The organism is Bacillus sp. YH3-2-B2 (assembly GCF_053663335.1).
This window is the reverse complement of record NZ_JBSJQE010000002.1, coordinates 197,789-219,338: the sequence shown is the minus strand read 5'-3', so window position 1 is coordinate 219,338 and position 21,550 is coordinate 197,789. Positions and strand designations below refer to the sequence as shown.

Annotated in this window: 24 protein-coding genes, 2 pseudogenes and 1 riboswitch; of the genes and pseudogenes, 4 read left to right on the top strand and 22 right to left on the bottom strand. The window is 43.5% G+C overall.

The window, feature by feature from the left end; translation table 11 throughout:
* The first annotated feature begins 25 nt into the window (after nt 1–25).
* Nucleotides 26–1,162, top strand: a complete 1,137-nt coding sequence (locus tag ACWJJX_RS06005) for a 5-methyltetrahydropteroyltriglutamate--homocysteine S-methyltransferase (protein ID WP_015387510.1) — start codon at nt 26–28, stop codon at nt 1,160–1,162.
* A gap of 32 nt (nt 1,163–1,194) precedes the next feature.
* Here ACWJJX_RS06005 and ACWJJX_RS06000 read toward each other — a convergent pair whose 3' ends face one another.
* Nucleotides 1,195–2,076 carry a methyltransferase domain-containing protein gene (locus tag ACWJJX_RS06000; protein WP_021734073.1) on the bottom strand — a complete coding sequence of 294 codons (882 nt, stop codon included), beginning with the start codon at nt 2,074–2,076 and terminating at the stop codon, nt 1,195–1,197.
* A gap of 363 nt (nt 2,077–2,439) precedes the next feature.
* Nucleotides 2,440–2,540: riboswitch (purine riboswitch) on the top strand.
* A 139-nt stretch (nt 2,541–2,679) separates the two neighbouring features.
* Here ACWJJX_RS06000 and ACWJJX_RS05995 point away from each other — a divergent pair.
* A complete protein-coding gene (locus ACWJJX_RS05995; protein ID WP_003150774.1) occupies nt 2,680–3,873 on the top strand; it encodes a NupC/NupG family nucleoside CNT transporter in 1,194 nt (397 codons plus the stop codon).
* A 47-nt stretch (nt 3,874–3,920) separates the two neighbouring features.
* Here the strand turns inward: ACWJJX_RS05995 and ACWJJX_RS05990 are convergent.
* The 3 genes and pseudogenes from ACWJJX_RS05990 to ACWJJX_RS05980 all read right to left on the bottom strand — a co-directional run bounded on the left by ACWJJX_RS05990 (nt 3,921) and on the right by ACWJJX_RS05980 (nt 7,342).
* Nucleotides 3,921–4,596 (bottom strand): annotated as a pseudogene (locus tag ACWJJX_RS05990) (DUF3298 and DUF4163 domain-containing protein).
* A 139-nt stretch (nt 4,597–4,735) separates the two neighbouring features.
* Nucleotides 4,736–4,984 (bottom strand): hypothetical protein, encoded by a 249-nt coding sequence (locus tag ACWJJX_RS05985; protein ID WP_046341506.1) that lies wholly within the window; start codon nt 4,982–4,984, stop codon nt 4,736–4,738.
* Nucleotides 4,985–5,290: 306 nt separating this feature from the next.
* Nucleotides 5,291–7,342 carry a catalase gene (locus tag ACWJJX_RS05980; protein ID WP_326374916.1) on the bottom strand — a complete coding sequence of 684 codons (2,052 nt, stop codon included), beginning with the start codon at nt 7,340–7,342 and terminating at the stop codon, nt 5,291–5,293.
* Between the two features lie 200 nt (nt 7,343–7,542).
* Here ACWJJX_RS05980 and citH point away from each other — a divergent pair, with 200 nt between their 5' ends.
* Nucleotides 7,543–8,823: a citrate transporter CitH gene (citH, locus tag ACWJJX_RS05975; protein WP_077723043.1), complete on the top strand. Its 1,281-nt coding sequence runs from the start codon at nt 7,543–7,545 to the stop codon at nt 8,821–8,823.
* Nucleotides 8,824–8,864: 41 nt separating this feature from the next.
* Here citH and bglS read toward each other — a convergent pair whose 3' ends face one another.
* Together bglS and licT are read right to left on the bottom strand one after the other, a co-directional pair.
* Nucleotides 8,865–9,596 (bottom strand): beta-glucanase, encoded by a 732-nt coding sequence (gene bglS, locus ACWJJX_RS05970; protein ID WP_003150769.1) that lies wholly within the window; start codon nt 9,594–9,596, stop codon nt 8,865–8,867.
* A 247-nt stretch (nt 9,597–9,843) separates the two neighbouring features.
* Nucleotides 9,844–10,641, bottom strand: coding sequence for a BglG family transcription antiterminator LicT (gene licT / locus ACWJJX_RS05965; protein WP_454022824.1), 798 nt, complete (start codon nt 10,639–10,641; stop codon nt 9,844–9,846).
* A 171-nt stretch (nt 10,642–10,812) separates the two neighbouring features.
* On the opposite strand from licT, the gene ACWJJX_RS05960 reads away from it, so the two are divergent.
* Nucleotides 10,813–12,063: an MFS transporter gene (locus ACWJJX_RS05960; protein ID WP_454022823.1), complete on the top strand. Its 1,251-nt coding sequence runs from the start codon at nt 10,813–10,815 to the stop codon at nt 12,061–12,063.
* 31 nt (nt 12,064–12,094) lie between these two features.
* Here the strand turns inward: ACWJJX_RS05960 and ACWJJX_RS05955 are convergent, their stop codons facing one another.
* The 16 genes and pseudogenes from ACWJJX_RS05955 to ACWJJX_RS05880 all read right to left on the bottom strand — a co-directional run bounded on the left by ACWJJX_RS05955 (nt 12,095) and on the right by ACWJJX_RS05880 (nt 21,540).
* Entirely contained in the window at nt 12,095–13,534 is a 1,440-nt protein-coding gene (locus ACWJJX_RS05955; RefSeq protein WP_007407785.1) for a DEAD/DEAH box helicase, read from the bottom strand.
* 54 nt (nt 13,535–13,588) lie between these two features.
* The gene (locus ACWJJX_RS05950) at nt 13,589–13,963 is read right to left on the bottom strand and encodes a hypothetical protein (RefSeq protein ID WP_182069149.1); all 375 of its coding nucleotides are present in this window, start codon (nt 13,961–13,963) and stop codon (nt 13,589–13,591) included.
* 55 nt (nt 13,964–14,018) lie between these two features.
* The gene (locus ACWJJX_RS05945; protein WP_071392465.1) at nt 14,019–14,279 is read right to left on the bottom strand and encodes a DNA-binding protein; all 261 of its coding nucleotides are present in this window, start codon (nt 14,277–14,279) and stop codon (nt 14,019–14,021) included.
* Between the two features lie 16 nt (nt 14,280–14,295).
* The gene (locus ACWJJX_RS05940; RefSeq protein WP_454022822.1) at nt 14,296–14,661 is read right to left on the bottom strand and encodes a YxiJ family protein; all 366 of its coding nucleotides are present in this window, start codon (nt 14,659–14,661) and stop codon (nt 14,296–14,298) included.
* Entirely contained in the window at nt 14,655–14,816 is a 162-nt protein-coding gene (locus ACWJJX_RS05935) for a hypothetical protein (RefSeq protein ID WP_165698147.1), read from the bottom strand. Before ACWJJX_RS05935 ends, ACWJJX_RS05940 begins: the two co-directional genes overlap by 7 nt.
* 1 nt (nt 14,817) lies before the next feature.
* Nucleotides 14,818–15,421 (bottom strand): annotated as a pseudogene (locus ACWJJX_RS05930) (hypothetical protein).
* Entirely contained in the window at nt 15,403–15,912 is a 510-nt protein-coding gene (locus tag ACWJJX_RS05925) for a YxiF family protein (RefSeq protein WP_265210195.1), read from the bottom strand. The pseudogene ACWJJX_RS05930 and the gene ACWJJX_RS05925 overlap by 19 nt, the downstream one beginning before the upstream one ends.
* A 61-nt stretch (nt 15,913–15,973) precedes the next feature.
* Complete coding sequence (locus tag ACWJJX_RS05920) at nt 15,974–16,792, bottom strand: hypothetical protein (protein ID WP_173612915.1); 819 nt, start codon at nt 16,790–16,792, stop codon at nt 15,974–15,976.
* Nucleotides 16,793–16,834: 42 nt separating this feature from the next.
* Complete coding sequence (locus ACWJJX_RS05915; protein ID WP_173612914.1) at nt 16,835–17,314, bottom strand: hypothetical protein; 480 nt, start codon at nt 17,312–17,314, stop codon at nt 16,835–16,837.
* A gap of 67 nt (nt 17,315–17,381) precedes the next feature.
* Complete coding sequence (locus ACWJJX_RS05910) at nt 17,382–17,789, bottom strand: YxiG family protein (protein WP_173612913.1); 408 nt, start codon at nt 17,787–17,789, stop codon at nt 17,382–17,384.
* A 3-nt stretch (nt 17,790–17,792) separates the two neighbouring features.
* Complete coding sequence (locus ACWJJX_RS05905) at nt 17,793–18,203, bottom strand: WapI family immunity protein (RefSeq protein WP_173612912.1); 411 nt, start codon at nt 18,201–18,203, stop codon at nt 17,793–17,795.
* A 209-nt stretch (nt 18,204–18,412) separates the two neighbouring features.
* Nucleotides 18,413–18,859, bottom strand: coding sequence for a hypothetical protein (locus ACWJJX_RS05900; protein ID WP_053573912.1), 447 nt, complete (start codon nt 18,857–18,859; stop codon nt 18,413–18,415).
* Nucleotides 18,860–19,085: 226 nt separating this feature from the next.
* Nucleotides 19,086–19,532, bottom strand: a complete 447-nt coding sequence (locus tag ACWJJX_RS05895) for a hypothetical protein (RefSeq protein WP_146275851.1) — start codon at nt 19,530–19,532, stop codon at nt 19,086–19,088.
* A gap of 100 nt (nt 19,533–19,632) precedes the next feature.
* Nucleotides 19,633–20,391, bottom strand: a complete 759-nt coding sequence (locus ACWJJX_RS05890) for an Imm26 family immunity protein (RefSeq protein ID WP_265210192.1) — start codon at nt 20,389–20,391, stop codon at nt 19,633–19,635.
* Nucleotides 20,392–20,494: 103 nt separating this feature from the next.
* Nucleotides 20,495–21,022: a DUF7003 family protein gene (locus tag ACWJJX_RS05885; RefSeq protein ID WP_411859685.1), complete on the bottom strand. Its 528-nt coding sequence runs from the start codon at nt 21,020–21,022 to the stop codon at nt 20,495–20,497.
* Between the two features lie 140 nt (nt 21,023–21,162).
* The gene (locus tag ACWJJX_RS05880; protein WP_043867560.1) at nt 21,163–21,540 is read right to left on the bottom strand and encodes a DUF2750 domain-containing protein; all 378 of its coding nucleotides are present in this window, start codon (nt 21,538–21,540) and stop codon (nt 21,163–21,165) included.
* Nucleotides 21,541–21,550: the final 10 nt, after the last annotated feature.

Here is a 21,550-nt window from a genome sequence, read left to right as displayed (position 1 = left end):
TTCATCAGGAAAGAAGGAATCATTCATGTCACAGCAAAACACAGAACAACCATTGCATACTCTTCTAAGAAAAAACCCGCCGTTTCGCGCGGATCAGGTCGGAAGCCTGCTGCGGCCGGCGGCTGTGAAGCAAGCCCGCCTGCAAAGAGCGGCAGGTGAGATTTCAGCAGAACAGCTGCGCGAAATCGAAAACAGAGAAATCATCCGCAGCGTGGAAAAGCAGAAAGAAACCGGCCTCAATGTCGTGACTGACGGCGAATTCCGCCGTGCCTGGTGGCATTTTGATTTTCTCGAAAATTTAGACGGGGTTGAGGCATTTACGCCTGAAAGCGGCATTCAGTTTCACAACGTACAGACGAAAGCGCGCGGCATTAAAGTAACGGGAGATATTGATTTTTCTCAGCATCCGATGCTCGAAGATTATAAATTCCTGCACAGCATTGCTGGCGATGCTGTTCCGAAAATGACCATCCCAAGTCCGAATATGCTGTTTTTCCGCGGAAAATTGGAAAAAGCGGCCTACCAGAATGATTACAAACAATTTCAGCACGATGTGTCAAAAGCGTATAAAAAAGCGATTCAGGCTTTCTATGACGCCGGGTGCCGCTACCTTCAGCTTGATGACACCGCATGGGCCGTTTTCTTATCTGAAGCGGGGCTTCGTCAGATTGAAGATTTCGGCACAACGCCGGATGAGCTGCGCAAGCTGTTTGCCGCTTCCATTAATGACGCGATCAAGGACCGCCCTGACGATCTGAAGGTTACGATGCATATCTGCCGCGGCAACTTCCAATCCACATGGACGGCTGAAGGCGGCTATGATGCAGCGGCTGAAACGATTTTTGACGGGCTTGACCTTGACGGATTGTTCCTGGAATATGATGATTCCCGCTCCGGCGGCTTTGAACCGCTCCGCTATGTCAAACGCTCTGATCTTCAGCTTGTGCTTGGATTGATTACATCAAAACATGGCGAACTTGAAGACAAGGACGCGATTAAACGCCGGATTGAAGAAGCTTCACAATATGTCAGCCTGGATCAGCTTTGCCTCAGCCCGCAATGCGGATTCGCCTCCACGGAGGAAGGAAACCTGATCACAGAAGAACAGCAATGGGCGAAACTGCGTCATGTCGTCAGCATTGCCGGTGAAGTCTGGAAATAAAAAAAGACACGCGATCAGCGTGTCTTTTCTGTTTACAGAGGACCGGTTCCGATTAAAATATCGATATCTATCGTAATATCCGCCGCTTTTCGGCTGATAAACCGCCGGATGCTTTCATCAGTACATTTCCATGTTAAGGGCGTCATTTTCACAAGCCGCTCGAGGTCAGGCTGCGATAAGGTCTTCGTGTAACACAGCCGTTTGCGCTCAAAGGTTTGAAAGCCCGCTTGGAATCGTCCGGCCGCAGAATCGGCGGTGTCATTCCGCCGAGGACTGTCTCCGAAGAAGAATTCCCTTACTTCCTTCAAATAATCACGCCGCGGCACCGCTTTAATGACTGTGCCGCCCTTTCGTAAAAGCCTGCTGCATTCCTTGTAATTCCAAGGTGATAAAACAGACATCACGACATCAAAACAGCTGTCGGCAAACGGCGCATCCGCCACATCAGCGACGGCAAAAACCAAATGATCCCCGAAGGCCTTTGCGGCATGCAGCACACCTTCTTTCGAGAGATCAATGCCGATTCCCGTCACGGAAAAAGCGGGCTGAAGCCATTTGCATACGGCGGCTAAATGAGTACCTTCTCCGCATCCCGCATCCAATATCGCCGCCGTAGTTTGCGGAGATTGAATGCGGCTGATGATGGCGGCGATCTCCTTTTGAACCGGGACAAAAAATTCCCGGCTGTCAAAAAGAGCGCGTCTCGCTTCGAACAGCCGCCTGTCATAGCGGGTTTTGACCGATTTATTGAGGAAATTCACATATCCTTGCTTTGATATATCAAATGTATGCCCGTGTCCGCACATTAAGCTTTTGTATTGTGAAACCGCCATGGCCGAACTGCATAGCGGACACCTGAATACGGACTGGCATGATTGCAGTAATTCCGCGCGTTTTCTTTTTATAGACGTCAATAAAAACACCTCATTCATTCGTTATTCCGATGAAATGAAAAAGGCACAGACAAATAAACCTCGCAAAATTGGAAGTTTCAACCTATTTATCTATACCTCTCATTATCTGTAACGAATGAACTGAATGATCACGAAAATGACCCCTTTTCTGCCGTCTTTTGAAGGCGGTGCCCTCAGATCCATTTTATCAGCTGCATCCCGTCTTTACAATGAACCGGAACTGTTTTTCGGGGGCTTTTATACCTTTATTATCCAATTAATTGTGAACATCCTTTATTTTCTTTATTTATAATATAAATTTATTATTTTGAAAATATCTAAAAAGGTTGATTTTCAAAAATTGAAACGATAAAATACTGCTATCTCATGTAATATCGTTATTCTTGTATATGATCAGTAATATGGTCTGATTGTTTCTACCTAGTGCCGTAAAAGACTAGACTACAAGAAAGTTTGCATAAATTTGAACGAGTGAAAAGCATATGATGCTGTCAGTCTATTCTTTTCTTTTGGCTCTTATTTATCACACTTTCTGGCTTTCAGGAATTTGTGACGAATAAGAGCTTTTTTTATTTCCATAATACCCTTATAGGAGTTGCTCACATGTACTTTTTATTGAACATTGTCGGTCTCATTGTTGTCATGGCTGTTGTTTTCTTATGTTCTCCCAACAAGAAGAAGATTAAATGGCGTCCGATTGTCATGCTCCTCGTCTTTGAGTTTCTGATTACTTGGTTTATGTTAGGGACAAAAGTCGGCGGCTTTGTCATCGGGAAGATCGGCGCGTTCTTTACATGGCTGATTTCCTGCGCCAGTCAAGGAATTGCGTTCGCCTTTCCGTCTGTGATGGCCAATCCGACGGTTGATTTTTTCTTCAGCGCATTGCTGCCGATTATCTTCGTCGTGACCTTCTTTGATATGCTGTCGTATTTCGGTATTCTGCCGTGGCTCATTGATAAAATCGGCTGGCTGATTTCTAAAATATCCCGTCTGCCGAAGCTGGAGAGCTTTTTCTCCATCCAGATGATGTTTTTAGGAAATACGGAAGCTTTAGCCGTCATCCGCCAGCAGCTTGCCGCCGTCAGCAACAATCGGCTTCTGACATTCGGGCTGATGAGCATGAGCAGCATCAGCGGCTCGATCATCGGATCATACTTGACGATGGTTCCGTCCACTTATGTGTTTACAGCCATCCCGCTGAATTGCTTAAATGCGCTTTTAATCGCCAATATGCTGAATCCCGTGGACGTTTCTAAAGAGGATGATATTATTTACGTTCCTTCAAAAGCGGAGAAAAAAGACTTCTTCTCCACGATTTCTAACAGTATGCTTGTCGGCATGAACATGGTCATTGTCATTTTAGCGATGGTAATCGGCTATGTGGCGTTAACGGCTGCGTTAAACGGCGTACTCGGACTGTTCATGCACGGTTTGACCATTCAAAAGATTTTCTCATACATCTTCAGTCCGTTTGCCTTCCTTCTCGGATTAGGCGTACATGACGCGATGTATGTCGCACAGCTGATGGGCATCAAGCTCGCGACGAATGAATTTGTGGCAATGGCCGATCTGAAAGGGCAGCTGAAATCACTTCCGCCGCACACGATTGCCGTGGCTACGACATTCCTGACATCATTCGCAAACTTCAGCACCATCGGTATGATCTACGGATCTTATCAATCTCTGCTTGATGGTGAAAAATCAGCCATCATCGGGAAAAACGTCTGGAAGCTGCTTGTCAGCGGAATTGCCGTTTCCTTATTGAGCGCGGCGATTGTCGGATTGTTTGTCTGGTAAAAGAAAAAAAGCGATACCGCTCCGTTTTGGAGTGATATCGCTTTTTTTTATTGATAGACGGATGCAGGCACGAAAACGTCCCGGATTCCTGCCGCGTATGGTCCGAGATCATATTTGTCCGAACACAACGGCAATGCCGTTTTTCGTAAAGAAGAAAGGTCTTTCGTTATTGAGGATGATCTCTTGTTTTTTGACGTCCTGGTCAAACAGATCGTTATGTTTCATAATGTAGCCGTAAAGATAGTCTCTCGTTTTGTTGGCCTTCGTTTTTGTATTCAGCACATCATTGAGTGTGACCCGTTTTTTTGCGGCCAGGTCGTAATTAAAGGTCTGAACGGCTGTCAGCCCGTGTGCGCCGCCTGTGTAACTGTAGTTTTCCATCTGAATGCTGAGCTTGCCGCCTTGATTATACTTCACCTTGAAATCTGCCTGGTATTCCGCTTTGTAGCCTTGTTTTTCACCGTCTTTTTTGTTTTTTACATATTCTTTGTACGAGTTTTCAATATAGCGTTTGAAGTCCTGATTGATTTTCTTTTCAAAAGATGCGTTTCCCGTATTTGTGACCTCGGGGTACGTCAGCTGCTTTACATGCTTATACGTCTGGCTTTTGACGACGGGCTTTGCGGTTTGCGCGGCCTCTGCTGAAGGCGCGAAACCTCCGAACGGCGCGGCTGTCAGCACGGTTAAGAGCACGGCCGCCATCATTTTGAATGCCTTTTTCATCACAACTCCTCCTTTTCATTACCGTTCCCTTTTTGAAAACGGTTTACACTCTATAGACAGCGCAGATCAGCAAATTGTTTCTGGGCCTTCTTTCACATTTTCTCCATGAAAAAAGAGACATGGAAAATCCACGCCTCTTTTACCGTGAAGGTCTTTGCGCAATGGCTTCATAAACGGCTTCCGCCAAATCGGAGTTGCCGAACATCTCCAAAACGCCGATGACGGTTTGATCAGGAATCGGTTCTGATTCCTCCTTCGGCACGACAAGCTCTTCAGCCGTTTTTCGCAGCTCTTCGTTTAAAGGCTGTCCGGGGTAAGCCTTGCTGTAAATGGCCATCGGATCAAGGTCATGATTGACACACCATTGGGCAAACACCAAAATCATCATGTTTTCGTCACGCCGGTAATATTCTTCGAGTTGTTTTTCGGTAAACGGCTTCACTATCAATCGCTCCTCCAGAAAATCTACCCCTAAGATACACAAACACAGAGCGGAAGTAAACCAAAGAGGGTGAAACATATTATTTCATCAACCCGCCTGCTTTAAATAGCGCATGCCCTGACTCTCTAAAACTGTTGTCTGAATGTCCAGGACAGCGGAAGGTACGGATTTGTACGGAAGCAATTTTCGTTTTCTCCCAATATTCTTTCACAAGAAAAAAGCGCCCCTCTCATCAAAGGCGCTTTTTCATTCTTATACGTTTCTGTCCCAATGCCGATGCTCAGCCACGGCTTTCAGAAATTGTTCATGGTTTCCGTCCGGAACAAGACCGGGGCCGCTTTCGGTTCCGGCGGCGAGGGCGAGAAGTTCTTTTCCTTCACCGGAGGCGCCGATCGCTTTGTAATGGCTGAAAGCTTCGTTGACGAAGTCTCTGGCCGATTTTTGGGCTTTGAGGCTGTCTGTGCTTTGTTTTCCGCCCGGAATGAAAACAGCGTCGTACAGGACGGAATCCGCTGTCAGGAAAGTGGCTGACGCTTTCAGCTCCGTACCGTTTTCTCCCTTGATGGTTCCAAGCACAGGACTGATGATATCGGCTCTGACTCCCGCCTGTTTGCATGCGTCAAGCACTTGTTTGACTTTCTCATCAGAAAACCCGTGGTCGGTTAAAACCGCAACCTGCCTTGTCGCTGCCGTCTTCACCGTGTTTTCCTGGCTTAAGGCCGGGGAAGTGAACGTTTCATCAGATTCACGGTCCTTCGGCGGCGGGTTCACGCCGATTCCTTTCGCAACACGCTCGGCAAGCCCGGCGTCGACGTGACTGAAGACGTCAACCACCTGCTGCTGCACATCCTTGCTGTTCACTTTTCCGACCTCAAAACAGAACGCGGAGATGATATGTTCTTTTTCAGCGGGAGACATGCTGTTCCAGAACATCTTCGCCTGAGAAAAATAGTCATTGAAGCTCTCGCTGCGCTGGCGGATTTTTCTGCCTTCTACTTTTTCCTGGTAATGAACGTATCCGCCTTCTTCTTCTGAGGCCGGCGACGGATCATTGTTCTGCAGAGAATTTTTATGATAGGCGACAGGGCCCTTATTAATCGTCATCCGGTGGTAGCCGTCGTATTGGTTGTTATGGAACGGGCAGACCGGCCGGTTGATCGGAATCTCGTGAAAATTCGGCCCGCCAAGACGGATGAGCTGTGTATCTGTATAAGAGAAAAGCCGGCCTTGAAGAAGCGGATCATTGGTGAAATCAATGCCCGGCACGACATTTCCCGGATGGAATGCGACCTGTTCCGTTTCCGCAAAGACATTGTCCTGATTGCGGTCAAGGGTCATTTTTCCGATCAGCTTGACGGGAACCAACTCCTCCGGCCACAGCTTCGTCGGATCAAGGATATCGAAATCAAATTTAAATTCATCTTCTTCGTCAATCATCTGAACACCGAGCTCATACTCGACTTTGCCGCCGTTTTCAATCGTTTCCCATAGGTCGCGGCGGTTGAAATCGGGATCTTTCCCGGCAATTTTCTGCGCTTCATCCCATACGAGGGAATGAACGCCGAGCACGGGTTTCCAGTGGAATTTGACAAAGCGCGCTTTTCCTTTCTCGTTGACGAAACGGAACGTATGCACGCCGAAGCCCTCCATCATCCGATAGCTTCGCGGGATGCCGCGGTCAGACATCGTCCACATGACCATGTGCGCGGATTCAGGATTGTTTGCGACAAAATCCCAGAACGTATCATGAGCCGTCGCAGCCTGCGGCATTTCATTGTGCGGTTCCGGTTTTATGGCGTGAACGAGATCCGGGAATTTGATCGCGTCCTGAATGAAGAACACCGGAATATTGTTTCCGACGAGGTCATAGTTCCCTTCTTCAGTATAAAACTTCGTCGCAAATCCCCTGGCGTCACGGACGGTGTCGGCTGACCCCTTGGAGCCCGCCACTGTTGAGAAACGGACGAAAACAGGCGTTTTGACGGACGGGTCCTGCAAAAATTTCGCCCGTGTATATTCCGTCATCGGTTCGTACACCTGAAAATGCCCATGAACGCCGTACCCGCGCGCATGAACGACCCGTTCCGGAATCCGCTCGTGATCAAAGTGCGTCATTTTTTCACGAAAATGAAAATCCTCCATCAGCGTGGGGCCGCGGACGCCCGCTTTTAAGGAATGCTCATCCTCAGACACGCGAAGCCCCTGATTGGTCGTCATTTTTTTGCCGCTGTTATCAGATCGGTACTGCTCCAGCTGTTCGTCCTTTGAGTGTTCATTTACTCGTTTGTTTTGATCATCACTCATGTCAGTTCCCCCTTCTAAAACGAAACATTCTACAGCACATTTACCCGCGGCGTTCTTCAAATAAACTGCTGATCCGCTCATTAGGATTTTAGGTCTGTATTTACATATGCGGTCATACACATTTTGAAATAAGCCCTTTTCACAGAAACAAAATGTGAAAACGCTTACCAAAACAGCTGTTGAACAGGGGAGGTCATATCGTGCTTGCCATACTCGGTTTTGTGATGATGATTGTCTTTATGTATCTTATTATGTCTAACCGGCTTTCCGCTCTTATTGCTTTGATTGTCGTTCCTGTTGTGTTTGCCCTGATCAGCGGATTTGGCAAAGATCTCGGCGGGATGATGATTCAGGGCGTTACAGACCTCGCTCCTACCGGGATCATGCTGTTATTCGCCATCCTTTATTTCGGCATTATGATTGACTCAGGTCTGTTTGATCCCCTCATTGCCAAAATCCTATCGCTTGTCAAAGGGGATCCGTTAAAAATCGCCATCGGCACAGCGGTTCTGACGATGACCATTTCGCTGGACGGAGATGGGACAACAACGTATATGATTACGATTGCGGCAATGCTGCCCCTTTACAAACGGCTCGGCATGAACCGTTTGGTGCTGGCGGGGATTGCGATGCTCGGTTCGGGCGTCATGAATATTATTCCGTGGGGCGGGCCGACGGCGAGGGTTTTGGCTTCCTTGAAATTGGACACGTCAGAAGTTTTTACGCCTCTGATTCCCGCTATGATCGCCGGCGTTCTCTGGGTGATCGCCGTTGCTTATCTCCTCGGAAAAAAAGAACGGAAGCGGCTCGGCATCATTTCGATTGAACACGCGCCGTCTTCTGATCCGGAGGCGGCGCCGCTGAAGCGTCCCGCTCTCCAGTGGTTTAACCTGCTGCTGACTGTCGCTCTGATGGCCGCGCTGATCACCAGCCTGCTTCCCATCCCTGTTCTTTTTATGATCGCGTTCGCCATCGCCTTGATGGTCAACTACCCAAATGTCAAAGAGCAGCAGAAACGGATTTCGGCGCATGCGGGTAATGCGTTAAACGTTGTCTCAATGGTATTTGCGGCAGGCATATTTACAGGCATTCTCTCAGGCACAAAAATGGTCGATGCGATGGCGCATTCTCTCGTTTCCCTCATCCCTGATGCCATGGGCCCGCATCTGCCGTTGATCACGGCGATTGCCAGCATGCCTTTCACCTTTTTCATGTCGAATGACGCCTTTTACTTCGGTGTTCTTCCCATCATCGCCGAAGCCGCTTCCGCTTACGGAATAGACGCCGCTGAAATCGGAAGAGCCTCCTTGCTGGGACAGCCGGTGCATCTGCTCAGCCCGCTTGTGCCATCCACCTATCTATTGGTCGGAATGGCAGGCGTCAGCTTTGGCGACCATCAAAAATTCACTATTAAATGGGCCGTGGGAACAACGATTGTGATGACGATTGCGGCGCTTTTGATTGGGATTATTTCGTTTTAATTAGAAAAGGATTTCCGCTGGCGGAAATCCTTTTCTGTACATTATTTTTTTGTATAGCGCACCCAGTCATAATGAGCGTATAGCGGATTTACACCATTGTAGGAACCGAGCCAGTCATCGACACCTATCCCATTCCACAAGTTCATCATGATCTTTCCCGGTGTTGTCGGGATTTGGCTTGTCGCAGTATGTTTTAATTGCCCATCGACATACCATTTAATAGAGTTCGGCTGCCAATCGAACGCATACGTATGATAGGCATTGGCCGCGTCAAATCCGAGATCCGCAACCTTCTCATGGTTTCCCGCGCCATTTGTATAATAATTAAATTGAACCTTTGTCGTGTCTTTTCCTAAAAATTCGATATCAATCTCATCCCAAGGGGTACCATCCGTTGGACCTGTATAAGTGAAGAACGATGAAACAATCCCCGTGTTTTTAGCCGGTTTCATTCTGACTTCATAAAGTCCATAGCCATAGGTTTGAGCGGAGCGGTTCTCCCCGCAGTCAAACTTGTTATAAGACGGGCTTGTCAGCGCCAAACGCATTTCACCTGATGACGTCACGGATACATTATTTGCACGCCAAGTGCAGTTGAACATATCTCCATTGGAGTAACCATTTGCTTTTTGCCAGAAACCGGAGTTATAGCTGTTAAAAGGTTCAAAAAACGATCCGCCTGTTTGAGCTGATGCAGCAGAAGTGATCGCACACAAACTCAAAAACAATCCAGTGACAAGAATGAGCAGCACTCGTTTCATACGATAAAACATGTCGGCATTCCCCTTTCTTTGAAAGCGATTTCTTTATCGATCATACATGATTCTGTTAAAAGGGAACATCGGTCAGAATAATGATAATAACGAATCTTAAAAAAACCTAAATTACCATCAGCACAAACAGAAATGATCCGCGCTCATTGTAATTTAGGTTTTGCCTGCTTATCAGCAACAATTCTAACAAGATCATATGTGAATGTAAGAAAAAATGAATCCAAGAACAATAATGCCAACGCTTTCATTATGCTTGTTTGACTACCCTTTCTATGTGAATCGTTAAATACAGCAGCTCGTCACTGGTGAGCTTGTGCTCATACGCCCTCTCAATGCAAGTTTTGATTTTCTTCGTGCATTCATACGCCCGACGGTATTTTTCTCCAGCAAAAAGTCGATGTGTGCCGTTAAAAAGACGCTGCGCGAAAAACTTTATGTGGGTGACAAACCGATAATAGTGAAGCGATTCTTCGTTGAATTCAATCTTAAAATGGTATTTTATCTCTTGCATGACTTTTGTAATGTTGATGATATTGGGCATCTCTTCATTCAGCTCGGCATTTACAATATGCAGCGCAATAAAGCCTGCTTCATCCTCCGGCAGAGACACGCCAGTCTTGTTTTTCACCATGGCCAACGCTTGTTTGCCGATTGCAAATTCGTCTTTGTACAGCCGTTTCGTTTCCCACAGCAAGGCGTTTTTGATATCCAGCCCTTTCTTATTGCGCTGGATCGCAAAGTTAATATGATCGGTCAGCGACACATAGATGCTGTCGTTGAGCTTTTTGCCGAGCTGTAATTTCGCATAGCTGATAATCTCCTCAGATACTTCCATACACTCGATCGGAATATCATACAAAAGGGTTTTGAACTTTTCGGATACATCTTTGTTATCGAGAGTGAACACTTTCTCAATGCGGGCTTCATCTGCCGGATCTCCCGTTTTCTTTTGAAAAGCAATGCCCCGGCCCATGATGACCAATTCCTGATTGCCTTCTTTGAGCACACTGACGACATTATTATTAATGACTTTCGCAATCTTCAATTCCGTCTCCCTCCCGCCTGACCATTTACCTGCTACACCTTGATTGTACATCCTTTTTGTACTAGGTCAATATCTCCAGGTCAATCAGAAAACGCCGTTCAGAAATCATTGTCCAACGATGAGGCAGCGGCGCATATAATGCAGAGAACCGGTTTTTGGGAAGGAGCGTGTGTGATGAAACGGTTTTCGAAAGAAGAAAGCAGCTGGATGCTGTATGATTGGGCCAATTCAGCTTATTCGGTCATTATTATGACGGCGGTGTTTCCCTTGTTTTTTAAAGCGGCGGCGGCGGAAAACGGCGTCAGCGCGGCTGATTCCACCGCTTATTTGGGCTATACGATTGCCGCCGCGACTTTTATTTTGGCGATGCTCAGCCCCGTCTTAGGAACGATTGCCGACTACAAAGGATGCAAGAAACGGTTTTTTGCCTTCTTTTTTCTGATCGGTGTGGCGGGCACCGCCGCGCTGGCTTTGATTCCCGGCGAATCTTGGATGCTGTTATTAATTTGTTATACGATTTCTACGATCGGCTTTGCCGGGTCTAATGTGTTTTATGATGCGTTTCTCGTTGATGTGGCCGCAAAGGAGCGGATGAATATGGTGTCCGCCAGGGGGTTTGGGCTGGGCTATATCGGCAGTACAATCCCTTTTCTCCTCAGCATTGCCGTGATTCTGTCAGCACAAGCGGAGATGATTCCGCTGTCCGCCCAGGCTGCCGGCCGCATTGCCTTTTTGATTACGGCGGCATGGTGGGGGCTGTTTTCGATTCCGCTCCTTCTCCGCGTCCGCCAGCGCTATTATATCGAGAGGGAGCCGCGGCTTGTGATCAGCAGTTTTATACGGCTGGCCGGCACGCTGAAGCAGATCAGGAAGCACCGGGCGCTGTTTTTGTTTCTGCTCGCCTATTTCTTCTACATCGACGGGGTCGGCACCATCATTACGATGTCCACGTCATACGGGGCTGACCTCGGCATCAGCGCGGCAAATCTGCTGATTGTTTTATTTGTCACTCAGGTCGTCGCCGCGCCTTTTTCAATTTTGTACGGACGGCTGGCCGAACGGTTTAAGGGAAAAACAATGCTTTATGCCGGCATCGGCGTGTATATGATTGTCTGCACGTATGCTTATTTTATGGATTCCGCTTTTGATTTCTGGGTTTTGGCTATGCTTGTCGCCACTTCCCAAGGCGGTATTCAGGCGCTGAGCCGCTCTTACTTTGCAAAGCTTGTCCCCAAACAGAACGCCAATGAGTTTTTCGGCTTTTATAATATCTTCGGCAAGTTCGCTTCGATTATCGGCCCGCTTTTGATTGCCGTCACCGCCCAGCTGACCGGAAATTCGTCAGCCGCCGTGTTCAGCCTGATTTTGTTATTTGTGATCGGCATTGCCATCCTTGCGTTTGTGCCTGAGGAAACGGCGTAAAAAAAGCCTGCACGCGGCAGGCTTTCTTTTTTTATTTCTTGGCTTTATGGACTTTCAGTTTTTTGCCTTTGACCGTCGTATTTTTCATGATGTCAAGAACGTGCGGGCCTTTGCCGTTCAGAATTTCGACGTACGATGCGTTGTCCAGAATCGTGATAATCCCGATATCATCGGCTGAAACGCCGTCGATTTTCGCGATCGTCCCGACAAAATCGACCGCTCTGAGTTTTTTCTTTTTCCCGCCGTTAAAATACAGTTTCATGATGTCTTTGTTTAACTGTTCGCTTTTGTCTGTTTTGACATCGGGACGGGCGTTCAATTTTTCCGCAAATGCCGCTTTCCGTTCCGCTGTTTCTTTTTCCGACGGCGCTTCCCGCTTTTGGATGCGGAAACCGATATATGTCTCAATGTCATTCAGAAACCGCGATTCAGACGGCGTCACAAACGTAACGGCCCGTCCGCGGTGTCCGGCGCGGCCCGTTCTGCCTGTGCGGTGCACATAGCTTTCTTTTTCAAGCGGAATATCATAATTGATGACGAGGCTGATGTTTTCGATATCAATTCCTCTGGCGGCAACGTCGGTCGCAATGAGATAGCGGAACTCGCCGCGCTTGAATTCATTCATGACGTCAAAGCGGTCTTCCTGCACCATGCCGCCGTGAATTTTATCGCAAGGGTAGCCCAGCCTGTCCAGCTCATCGGTTAACTGGATGACCCTTTCTTTTGTCCGGCAGAATATGATGCAGCTGTCCGGGTTTTCGGTGATCAGAACATCACGCAGCAAAGATGTTTTGTCTTCTTCTTCTGTTCTGGTGACAAAATGCTCGATGTCTTTTGTCGTCAGGCCTTCCGCTTTTACTTCAATCAATTCAGGGTCTTTCATATATGTGCGGCTCAGCTTCTCGACGTCATCCGGCAGCGTCGCTGAAAACAGCATGGTGACTCTGTTTTTCGGCAGATGCTGAATGATGGCTTCCACCTGTTCAATAAATCCCATATTCAGCATTTCATCCGCTTCGTCAATCACCACATACGCCAGCCGTTCAAGCGGCAGCGTCCCTTTTTCTATGTGATCAAGCACACGCCCCGGTGTTCCGGCAACGACGTGGCTTTTTTGCTTCAGTTCGGTTTTCTGTTTATCAAAAGAAGCTTTTCCGAAAACCGCCGTGGCTTTTATCCGTTTGAAACGGCCGATATTCGTGATATCTTCTTTAATCTGCGCCGCAAGCTCGCGGGTCGGCGTTAAAATCAGGGCCTGCGGTTTGTTTTCCTCCCACTCCGCAAGCTCGCAGATCGGAATGCCGAAAGCCGCGGTTTTGCCGCTGCCCGTCTGCGATTTGACGACGAGGTCTTTTTTTTGCAGCGCGGCGGGGATGACGCGCCGCTGCACTTCAGTCGGCTCGGTGTATTGCAAGCCATTCAGCGCCCGTCGGATCTCGGGGCTGATCGCATATTCATTAAACTCATTCATGACTAAACTCCTTCTCTGTCCGGCTCCCCTCATTATACGCGAAATGCCGCCGCTTTACCCTGACGTTTTGCCGGGCCGTTCGGGGGACTGCTTTTTCTTCATGTCGAGCACGACCCATTTGGCGCAATAAAAGCACATGCTTCCTTCCCCGTCATCGACATAGTAGCGGATCGATTCCCAGCCGCTGTCGACCGGGCTGATATCCAGATGGATGTCGGTGATGCTTTCAAGATCATCCAGCCGGGCAGACCTCACATCCTCAAAGCGCAGCACGGCATCATACTGTCCGTCAGTCAGCTTCAGCTCAAACACCGGGATTTTATCATAATACTCGTTATACCCGGTATAGAACGTAAACTCCGTCAATTCAAAACAACCCGGCGAATCCGGCCCCAGCAGAACTGCTTTCTCATGTTTGTGCCACTCCATTTTGCGCCTCCTTTTTTTCACCTGAATTGACATGTCTGACTCAAATGAATTTTTTTTACAAACCCCCATGAACTTCTTTATATTCCTGCACCCAATCTCTTAATTCTTCTAACGTATGCAGATACGCATCAGGCGAATCTTTCAGATCAAGCCCGCTCAAATATACGAGCATCTCCCAAACGGTTTCGTCCTCAACCGCCGGATCATCTGCAGCCACGTACTCGCACGCCCAATCCGACACTTCTTCCCTCGCCGCTTGACCGTTCAGGATCAGACCAGCCTTCTTCAGACATTCTGCTATTGTTGGTTCTTTCACGTCAGAAGCCTGCCTTTCATTTCTTGTTTAAAATGCTGACTAACAGCCTCCTGGCCCGTTCATGCCGCCCGATTTCCCGGCTGAGCTCCGGATAATCCTTTAAAGCGTTTTTCAGCTGCGCATATTGCGGATACAGCTCAAAAAAGGATTTATATAAGGCTTTACGCTGCCGCGCAGGGATTTGTTTATTCGCCAACACAAAATCTAAGCTGCCGCAGACAAGTGCGAAGTATTCATAAAAATCCCCAGCGCAGGCAGCACCCTCAAAGTCTTCTTCGAATCTCCCTGCATCTGAAGGCAGCGGCCCCTCTAATTCTTTTTTGTATAATTTCAGGTTTCGGATGACGTCATCATTTAAAGAATATCTGTTGGATTTTAACATCTCAGAATCACTCGAATATCACCTGATTCATCGATGATCGTAATCGAAAGCCCGCCATTCTGATGCCGTCCGAGATACAGACGCCCGCAGTTATCAAAATGGAAGAAACGCCCTTTTATTGATTCGTCATGTATCTTGTTCATTTTTATTTTCATGTCATTGCCCCTTGTATTTATAATGCGCGGTGAGCTTTTTTTGAAATTCATCCGGAACAGTCTGATCCGGGAATACAACAGATACCCAGTCTAAAACACGGTCGTCTAAGGGCCTCCATGATCCTAACGTTTTTCCCGCAATCTCCTGATCAATACCTAGAATACAGATTTCAAAATCTCTCTCCGTAAATCGCCCACTTTAAAGTCGGTGAAGCCCATACGACGCGGGATGCAATATTCATTATGCTGTCATTTTTACTGTGCTTTGGATAATCAGTTAAGATTGAAAGATATTCATCTTCGGTTATATTTAAAGGAATCTTTAACCAGTTAAAATATCCGAATTCCTATTAAAACCGATTCATATCATCCGGTTGTGTCAGAACAGCCATTAAGATAAATTCATCGTGATGATGATGCGCCAAACTTTTGAGCATTTCCCAGCCTTCTTCAGACAAGACCCAATGGAATTCTTCGAATAGATAATAATGTTTTCGTTGTTTAAAAACTTGTTCGGGCAACGCTTTGTCTTCATGAAATAAAGAATATATTTGAAATTGAAAGACTGCCGATTCCTTTGTGTTCTTTATAAAAAAGGGATGCATCTTGTACCTCTTTTCGGCGGTTTACACACAAGCTCACAGCCGTATTCTGTGTGAAATAAACAGACAGAAAATGAGAAGGACGGCTCCACTAAAATAAAGCTGTTAGAAAGCAGCCGGCCTTCAAAATCTATAAAATCCATGAGACAGTGCAGATGACTTGCACAATCCTTCAGCGCACATTTGATAGCACCGACTTCATTACTATACGGATGAAACAGATAAACAATATCATTCATCCGTTCAACCCCCGTATCCGCAATGTTTTCTAAAATAAGCGATATGGCTGTCTCCTTGTCGCTTATATCAACTTCACGCACTGCACTTGGGAAAGAATTCGATAATATAGTCTCAAATATCTGCCTGCTTTGTTCTGCCTCAGCTAATTGATAAACAAACCCTGATTCTTCACAAGATCTTAGCGAGGCACACACCTGTTTCATTAAAAAATGCCTCTTGTTTTCCTCAAGCTTGTCAATTAACTTTTCTCTCATCACTGAACACTTCCTTACAGGATATTTTCATTCTGCCGGCATGTATGCTGCATAGAAGTAATCAATACTTCACCAGATATAAATCGTTATCACTAAAGATAAACATGCGATCCTGTACGGCTCTGTACGTTGTTTCTCCTTTTCTATCAATACCGTGTATCATGACGTCAGTCTCTTTGTGCTCTTCATGAAATGCAAATAGGGTATCCTCGTGGCTCTGAATCAGCAGCACCCTTTTTTTCGAAACGGATAGCTGATCACAATAGGAGTATTGATCGCCGTCCAGCACATATTCTGCAACAGTACGAATTCTGTCCCGTCCAATCTGATAATGACCGATGACACAGCAATCCTCTCCCTCGAAACATACATACAAATCAGATTTGATCGATTGTACGGCATAGCATTCATGCATCATTTCTTTAAAATCGTCTTCAAAATAAAACGTTCTGTCTTCTGTATGAAAAGCAAATATCGCTTTTCCTTGAGGATTTCTCTCATCATACATACCCTCGTCCGTTAATCCGATCCATAATAAACCATCCTCACCCAGATGAAATACATTGGCGCTTAATAGAAAAGAACAAATCGGATTGATTTTATTACTGTTTATGCAGTATGCGGCCAATTGACACGTATGATTTTCCAGGTAAACGATCACGATTGTGTTATCATACGAATCAATCAGATAGAAATGGGCATCTTCAGAAAATCCGTGTAACTCTTTTTTGATTAAAAGAGAGCTGCCTTTCATAACCTCCAATATTACTTTGTGATCGTGCACCGACACAATAAATACCTGATCATCCCGACCCGCATTGAAATAGATGATGTGCTCTCTTTTATATGACCCAACCCGCTCCGCGGTAAGTTTCAACATCAGCAACACTCCATAGATTAATAATCTGGAATTTATATCAAATTAATCAATGATATATAATTCTGCTGCATCAAATTCAAACCAAATGATTTTTTCATTATTTTCAGTAGTTACATCAACTTTTTGAGTATTCAGGTTCATGTAGGACTTATTTTTGGCAGGATCTGCCATTATAACAACAAAATCATTGATCGATGCTAAAAAATATAATTCATCCAATAAGTGATCTGCCATCAATTCTTCTTTGGTTAGGACACATTCAACATGAATTAACTTTTTCGATACAGTATTTGTATTTATCATTTTCTTTTCAACCTTCTTCTTCCATCCTTCAATAAAAGAAGGTGATGCCATTACTTCTATCAGAACGGTTTCGAATTCTAAGTCATTCATTAATTGAGAAAAAGTATCTTTACTCACTAGATCACATGAATAAATCGAATTGTATTTAAGCGGATTAATCACATCCAGATTCCCTATAGCCCTCAATGATTCTTTTTGTAAATTTAAAGGAGTGTTCATGTTTGCCTCCGCGAACGATTTCGTTATGTAAGAAAAGAGAGGCTGGGAACCTCTCTTATTTGTTTATTTATGATTTTGAATGATACGCATAAAATGATTGGTCGTCAAAGCGAACTGTTTCAGCTTCTACAGCAATCAGCATTCTGTTCATGTCAATGAGAAAATTAGCATTTGATTGATACTCCGGAATTACAGCATTTGATAGATTACCGATTCCTTCCGGGTGGTAACTCATCTCAAATACTTGCCAATTGTATTCTTCAGGATCTATTTTTTCTAATCTCATATCACCAATATCTGCACTAAAATAAACAGATGCTACATTTTGATAAAGAATGTTATGCGTATATTCGGCTTTATTTTCAACGACCTGAATCTTAAGTGAAAGTTCTTTTTTAAACACTTGAAAATCAAAATGAAGGACAGCGCACCCCCCATCTATGTAATCTACCCATTCATTTATTGTTTTGTACATCGTTTATCTCCCTAATAAAGTTTTGGAGTCTTTGAGATCTGATTTTAAAGTCTTCACGAAAATTTCTAGCTTTTCTTCATTACAGTTCAATTTATAGAAGGTTGTATTTGAATGATTTTCCATAAATCTAATGATAAATCTGTAATGTTCGTTGTCTTTATCAATACTTAGTATAAAAAATGGTTCAATTGTTTCTAAACGTATCCTGTCTTGATTGCCTGCTGATAATGCTTCAATATCTGATATCAGCATTTTATATTCACTTTCTAATAAAACGGCAGAGTAATCGCGAACGATTGCTTTATTATGTTCCAACAGTTCAAACATTGTTGAGATAAAAGGATCATCCTCTGCTTCTTGATACCTTCTCGGTGTTATTTCAAGTTCCAGACAACCGTCTCCGATTTTGGCCATGCTGTCTCCTCGTTCTCTACTTAATAGCTTTAATTTATTAGTAAATGATTTGAATGACGCTCTGGAATTCAAGCTAAGTTTCAATCGATTGTTCACCTTTTACTGTCTCAGTTCTAATCACCTACCCACTTATTATCTATAATTTTTTTTAAAAAAGCCTGTTGACCAAAAGATGATCAACAGGCTCATCTATTTTTTATTTAATGCCCTTATTTAATAATGTTTGTAATATTTTCTCTATGTCTAGATCCTATTCTGATTGTCTCGGAATCTGTTATTTCTATATGATAAAGAACATAATCCAGTAAATCTTTAATAATTGTTTTCTCTGCTAAAGAAGCTCCATTTAATATATCTTTTAACTCAACATCTTTTTCCAATAAGATTATATTTTCATGCGCAATTATTGTATTTTTGTACTCTTCTGCTGAGGTTTTTATAAATGAGATTTTTTTATTAAACAAAGTATTTGTTTTTAAGCTCGCTGAGAATATACAAGTATCACTATCTTTATTTGAAACAGAGTAAGAATACATTGCATATTGTTTATTTTCCATATTTTTTAATATAACAAATATTAAATCCTCTATTGTTTTATACTCTTTTTCAACCGAATCATAGTCATTGAGAGTTGATATTTCATAAAAATAGTACATTTAATTCTCTCCTTCTATCTTTTATACACTGTAAACGGCATGAGATAGAATAAGTTTCTTCGTCGTATTGATAGCCTGTTAGCGGTAGCGCTTGTCTTTTACTTCGTCTCAGCAGTATGTTATTCCCACATGTTCCGTGTGTAGTTTGGTTTTTATCATATAAGATAAGAGAGGCTGGTAACCTCTCTAAATCTCTTCTCTAAAAATAACTAAAAGAAGCTATAAATCATTCTTTTAATTTTTTTATTATATCTGTAGCTTCTAAAAACAATTGATTTATCTTACCTTGGATTTCTTTTGCTATTTCCTCTTCACTTTCTAAATCTGTTAAATATCCCACTTTCCCCGAAAACAACCTTCTTTCACAAATCCATATATCTAAATGGTCTATACAATAGCCATCTTCATTATCATGAAAGTCGGTACCATCCAAATAAGCTACAGAAAAAAATATTAATGAGTTATAACTATTCTCAAAACAATCTGAAGGCTGTACTTCGTTTCCTATTACTTTTTCGTCTCCGACTCTCCCAAAAGCAGCTTCAATTTTCAATTCCATTTTTCTAAACTTTTCTTGATTGTTTCTTATTTTGTTTAATGCGATTCGTTCAAATTGTTTTTCTATTTGCAAGATCTCTTTTTGTGTAATAGAACTCAGGTTGATTTTTTTCATATTACACCTCGTTTAGAATTCAAAACACACTTACTACTGTCAGTATCTGTATAGTAAGTATCCTCTAACATTGATTGCAAGAATGTAAGGAATCAGTCTTTTACAATTCATTCTTTATGATTTCCTCCATTGTCATCCCTTCAAAATATTTACATAGAATAGATTCTACAGATGAATGTCCAAATATACCTAATGGGTTTGGGATGTCCTTGCCTGTTTTCTCATCTGCCTCTGCTAATTCATCTTCTGATGCAAATGAATCGCCTTCACTCACGAGATATTTACCGTCTTCATATAAAACAAATTTTAATTGAGAATGACTGTTTTTCTCTATCATCTCTTGAGGCATCTTGGATATTACTTTCCAATCTCCTTGCAGAAAACCTGTGTGCCCAGTATTAGCCGCAAATATTTTCTTATTTTCTTCTTTCATTAGACGAATGACTTCTTCTCTGCTAAGTGTATTTTCAGTGAAAATATTATAATACTGAATAAGAATGTCATCGTCTTTGTTTTTTGATAGATCACCTTCAATGACCCAAGCATAAGTATACTTCCCGATCTTATCCAAAGGTATTTGAATAACCGCTCCCGGTACTACTTTAGCTATTGATTTCGCTTTCCTGGTTGTTGCCTTTATTTCTACTATTCGCTTATCAACTAACTCCGTGAAAGAAGAATCTCCATTTGTATTCATTACGGTAACTAAATTTGCTAAGAATTCTTCTAATATCGGTTCTCTGCCCAGATCTCTCTTATATCGTTCACAAAATTTTTCTACAGCATCAAAACATATATCTAAGCCTTCATCACTAAGTAAAACTTTCTTGTTTTTATATTCTTCTTCCCAATATCCCAATAGAACGGCCTTCTTTCTTTTCTATTTCATACCGCTCATACCCTGAATAATAGCGTGTTTGAATTCTGTACGCGCAGAGGTTAAAAAAGGTTTCCTTCATAACTCACTCAATATCGTAATCCTCCCACTCCCTCCAGTTGTTATTTACTTCACCTAAATCAACTGAACCTGCGCCTTTTTCAAGATATAGTGCAAATGAAATTAATTGGCTTGGATCTGTTAGATAATCAGGATATTCCCAATTCTCTGTTTCGAATACTCCTTCTGCTTCGCTTTTTAGATCCAGTATATTTAATAGTTTTTTTGGCTTTATCCAAAGCGCCTCTCTAAAAGAAGCATCCTCAAACAAATTCCTGAAATAAGTTTTCCAAGCCCTTTCTTTTGTACTCTTTTGGAATTCATTTCTTTGGTGAATAGTTACGCAATAACGAGACTCTTTAATTTCAATTTCCACTACTTCGCTTAATTGTTGAAATTCACTTTCACGATATGTTATTTTCTCACCTGCTTCAGTCTTCAGGGCGAAGTCATCAATTATTATCGATTTGTATTTATCTGTTAAACAGTTACTGTAGAGATGAAGATCTAGAAAAGGTCCTTTAGCTTCTATTTGAAAGCATTGAATAGCCAGTAACCAATATTCTTTACATTAGATTCAGCTATTCAAAAACAATCAAAATTTCTCTTTTTGTTATCAAAAGAAAAACTCTTTCACAGGGAATTTAAATTAAGAGAGACAGAAAATTGTCTCTCTTAATAAGTTTTTAGTTATTAATAGTTTTCTAATTCATCCTCGATATCAGAAAAAACCTGAGGAATCGGTATTGAAATTGAATCAGTATTATTATAAAAAATGGATATACCGACATTATCCTCAAGCATACCAGGAAGCCAATTCTCTACAAAATCCTCTAAACTAATTGATTCCGGATTTGTATCCTTCCACTTCTCAATTGCACAATACTTTGCATGCTCTTTTGTTGGCCAAAAATGAAGTTGTATTTTCCCATTGTCGTCTTCAGATGTAACCCACCCTCTATCATTACTCAATGACCAGACTTCTTCATAGTCAGCAACTTTCTTAATAAAATAACGATACCTTTTATTGGGATCCAACTTTAATGTCATTTCAAGTTCTTTTTCGTTCATTTTTTTATTC

Bases quoted from the DNA above. Each gene is read 5' to 3' on its own strand.
- ACWJJX_RS05880 (WP_043867560.1), bottom strand. From the start codon at position 21,540: ATGAACGAAAAAGAACTTGAAATGACATTAAAGTTGGATCCCAATAAA.
- ACWJJX_RS05915 (WP_173612914.1), bottom strand. From the start codon at position 17,314: ATGAACACTCCTTTAAATTTACAAAAAGAATCATTGAGGGCTATAGGG.
- ACWJJX_RS05900 (WP_053573912.1), bottom strand. From the start codon at position 18,859: ATGTACTATTTTTATGAAATATCAACTCTCAATGACTATGATTCGGTT.
- ACWJJX_RS06005 (WP_015387510.1), top strand. From the start codon at position 26: ATGTCACAGCAAAACACAGAACAACCATTGCATACTCTTCTAAGAAAA.
- bglS (WP_003150769.1), bottom strand. From the start codon at position 9,596: ATGTTTTATCGTATGAAACGAGTGCTGCTCATTCTTGTCACTGGATTG.
- ACWJJX_RS05995 (WP_003150774.1), top strand. From the start codon at position 2,680: ATGTACTTTTTATTGAACATTGTCGGTCTCATTGTTGTCATGGCTGTT.
- ACWJJX_RS05925 (WP_265210195.1), bottom strand. From the start codon at position 15,912: ATGAGAGAAAAGTTAATTGACAAGCTTGAGGAAAACAAGAGGCATTTT.
- ACWJJX_RS05920 (WP_173612915.1), bottom strand. From the start codon at position 16,792: ATGTTGAAACTTACCGCGGAGCGGGTTGGGTCATATAAAAGAGAGCAC.
- ACWJJX_RS05910 (WP_173612913.1), bottom strand. From the start codon at position 17,789: ATGTACAAAACAATAAATGAATGGGTAGATTACATAGATGGGGGGTGC.
- ACWJJX_RS05985 (WP_046341506.1), bottom strand. From the start codon at position 4,984: ATGATGATTTTGGTGTTTGCCCAATGGTGTGTCAATCATGACCTTGAT.
- ACWJJX_RS05955 (WP_007407785.1), bottom strand. From the start codon at position 13,534: ATGAATGAGTTTAATGAATATGCGATCAGCCCCGAGATCCGACGGGCG.
- ACWJJX_RS05905 (WP_173612912.1), bottom strand. From the start codon at position 18,203: ATGGCCAAAATCGGAGACGGTTGTCTGGAACTTGAAATAACACCGAGA.
- ACWJJX_RS05980 (WP_326374916.1), bottom strand. From the start codon at position 7,342: ATGAGTGATGATCAAAACAAACGAGTAAATGAACACTCAAAGGACGAA.
- ACWJJX_RS05935 (WP_165698147.1), bottom strand. From the start codon at position 14,816: ATGAAAATAAAAATGAACAAGATACATGACGAATCAATAAAAGGGCGT.
- ACWJJX_RS05950 (WP_182069149.1), bottom strand. From the start codon at position 13,963: ATGGAGTGGCACAAACATGAGAAAGCAGTTCTGCTGGGGCCGGATTCG.
- ACWJJX_RS05895 (WP_146275851.1), bottom strand. From the start codon at position 19,532: ATGAAAAAAATCAACCTGAGTTCTATTACACAAAAAGAGATCTTGCAA.
- ACWJJX_RS05940 (WP_454022822.1), bottom strand. From the start codon at position 14,661: ATGTTAAAATCCAACAGATATTCTTTAAATGATGACGTCATCCGAAAC.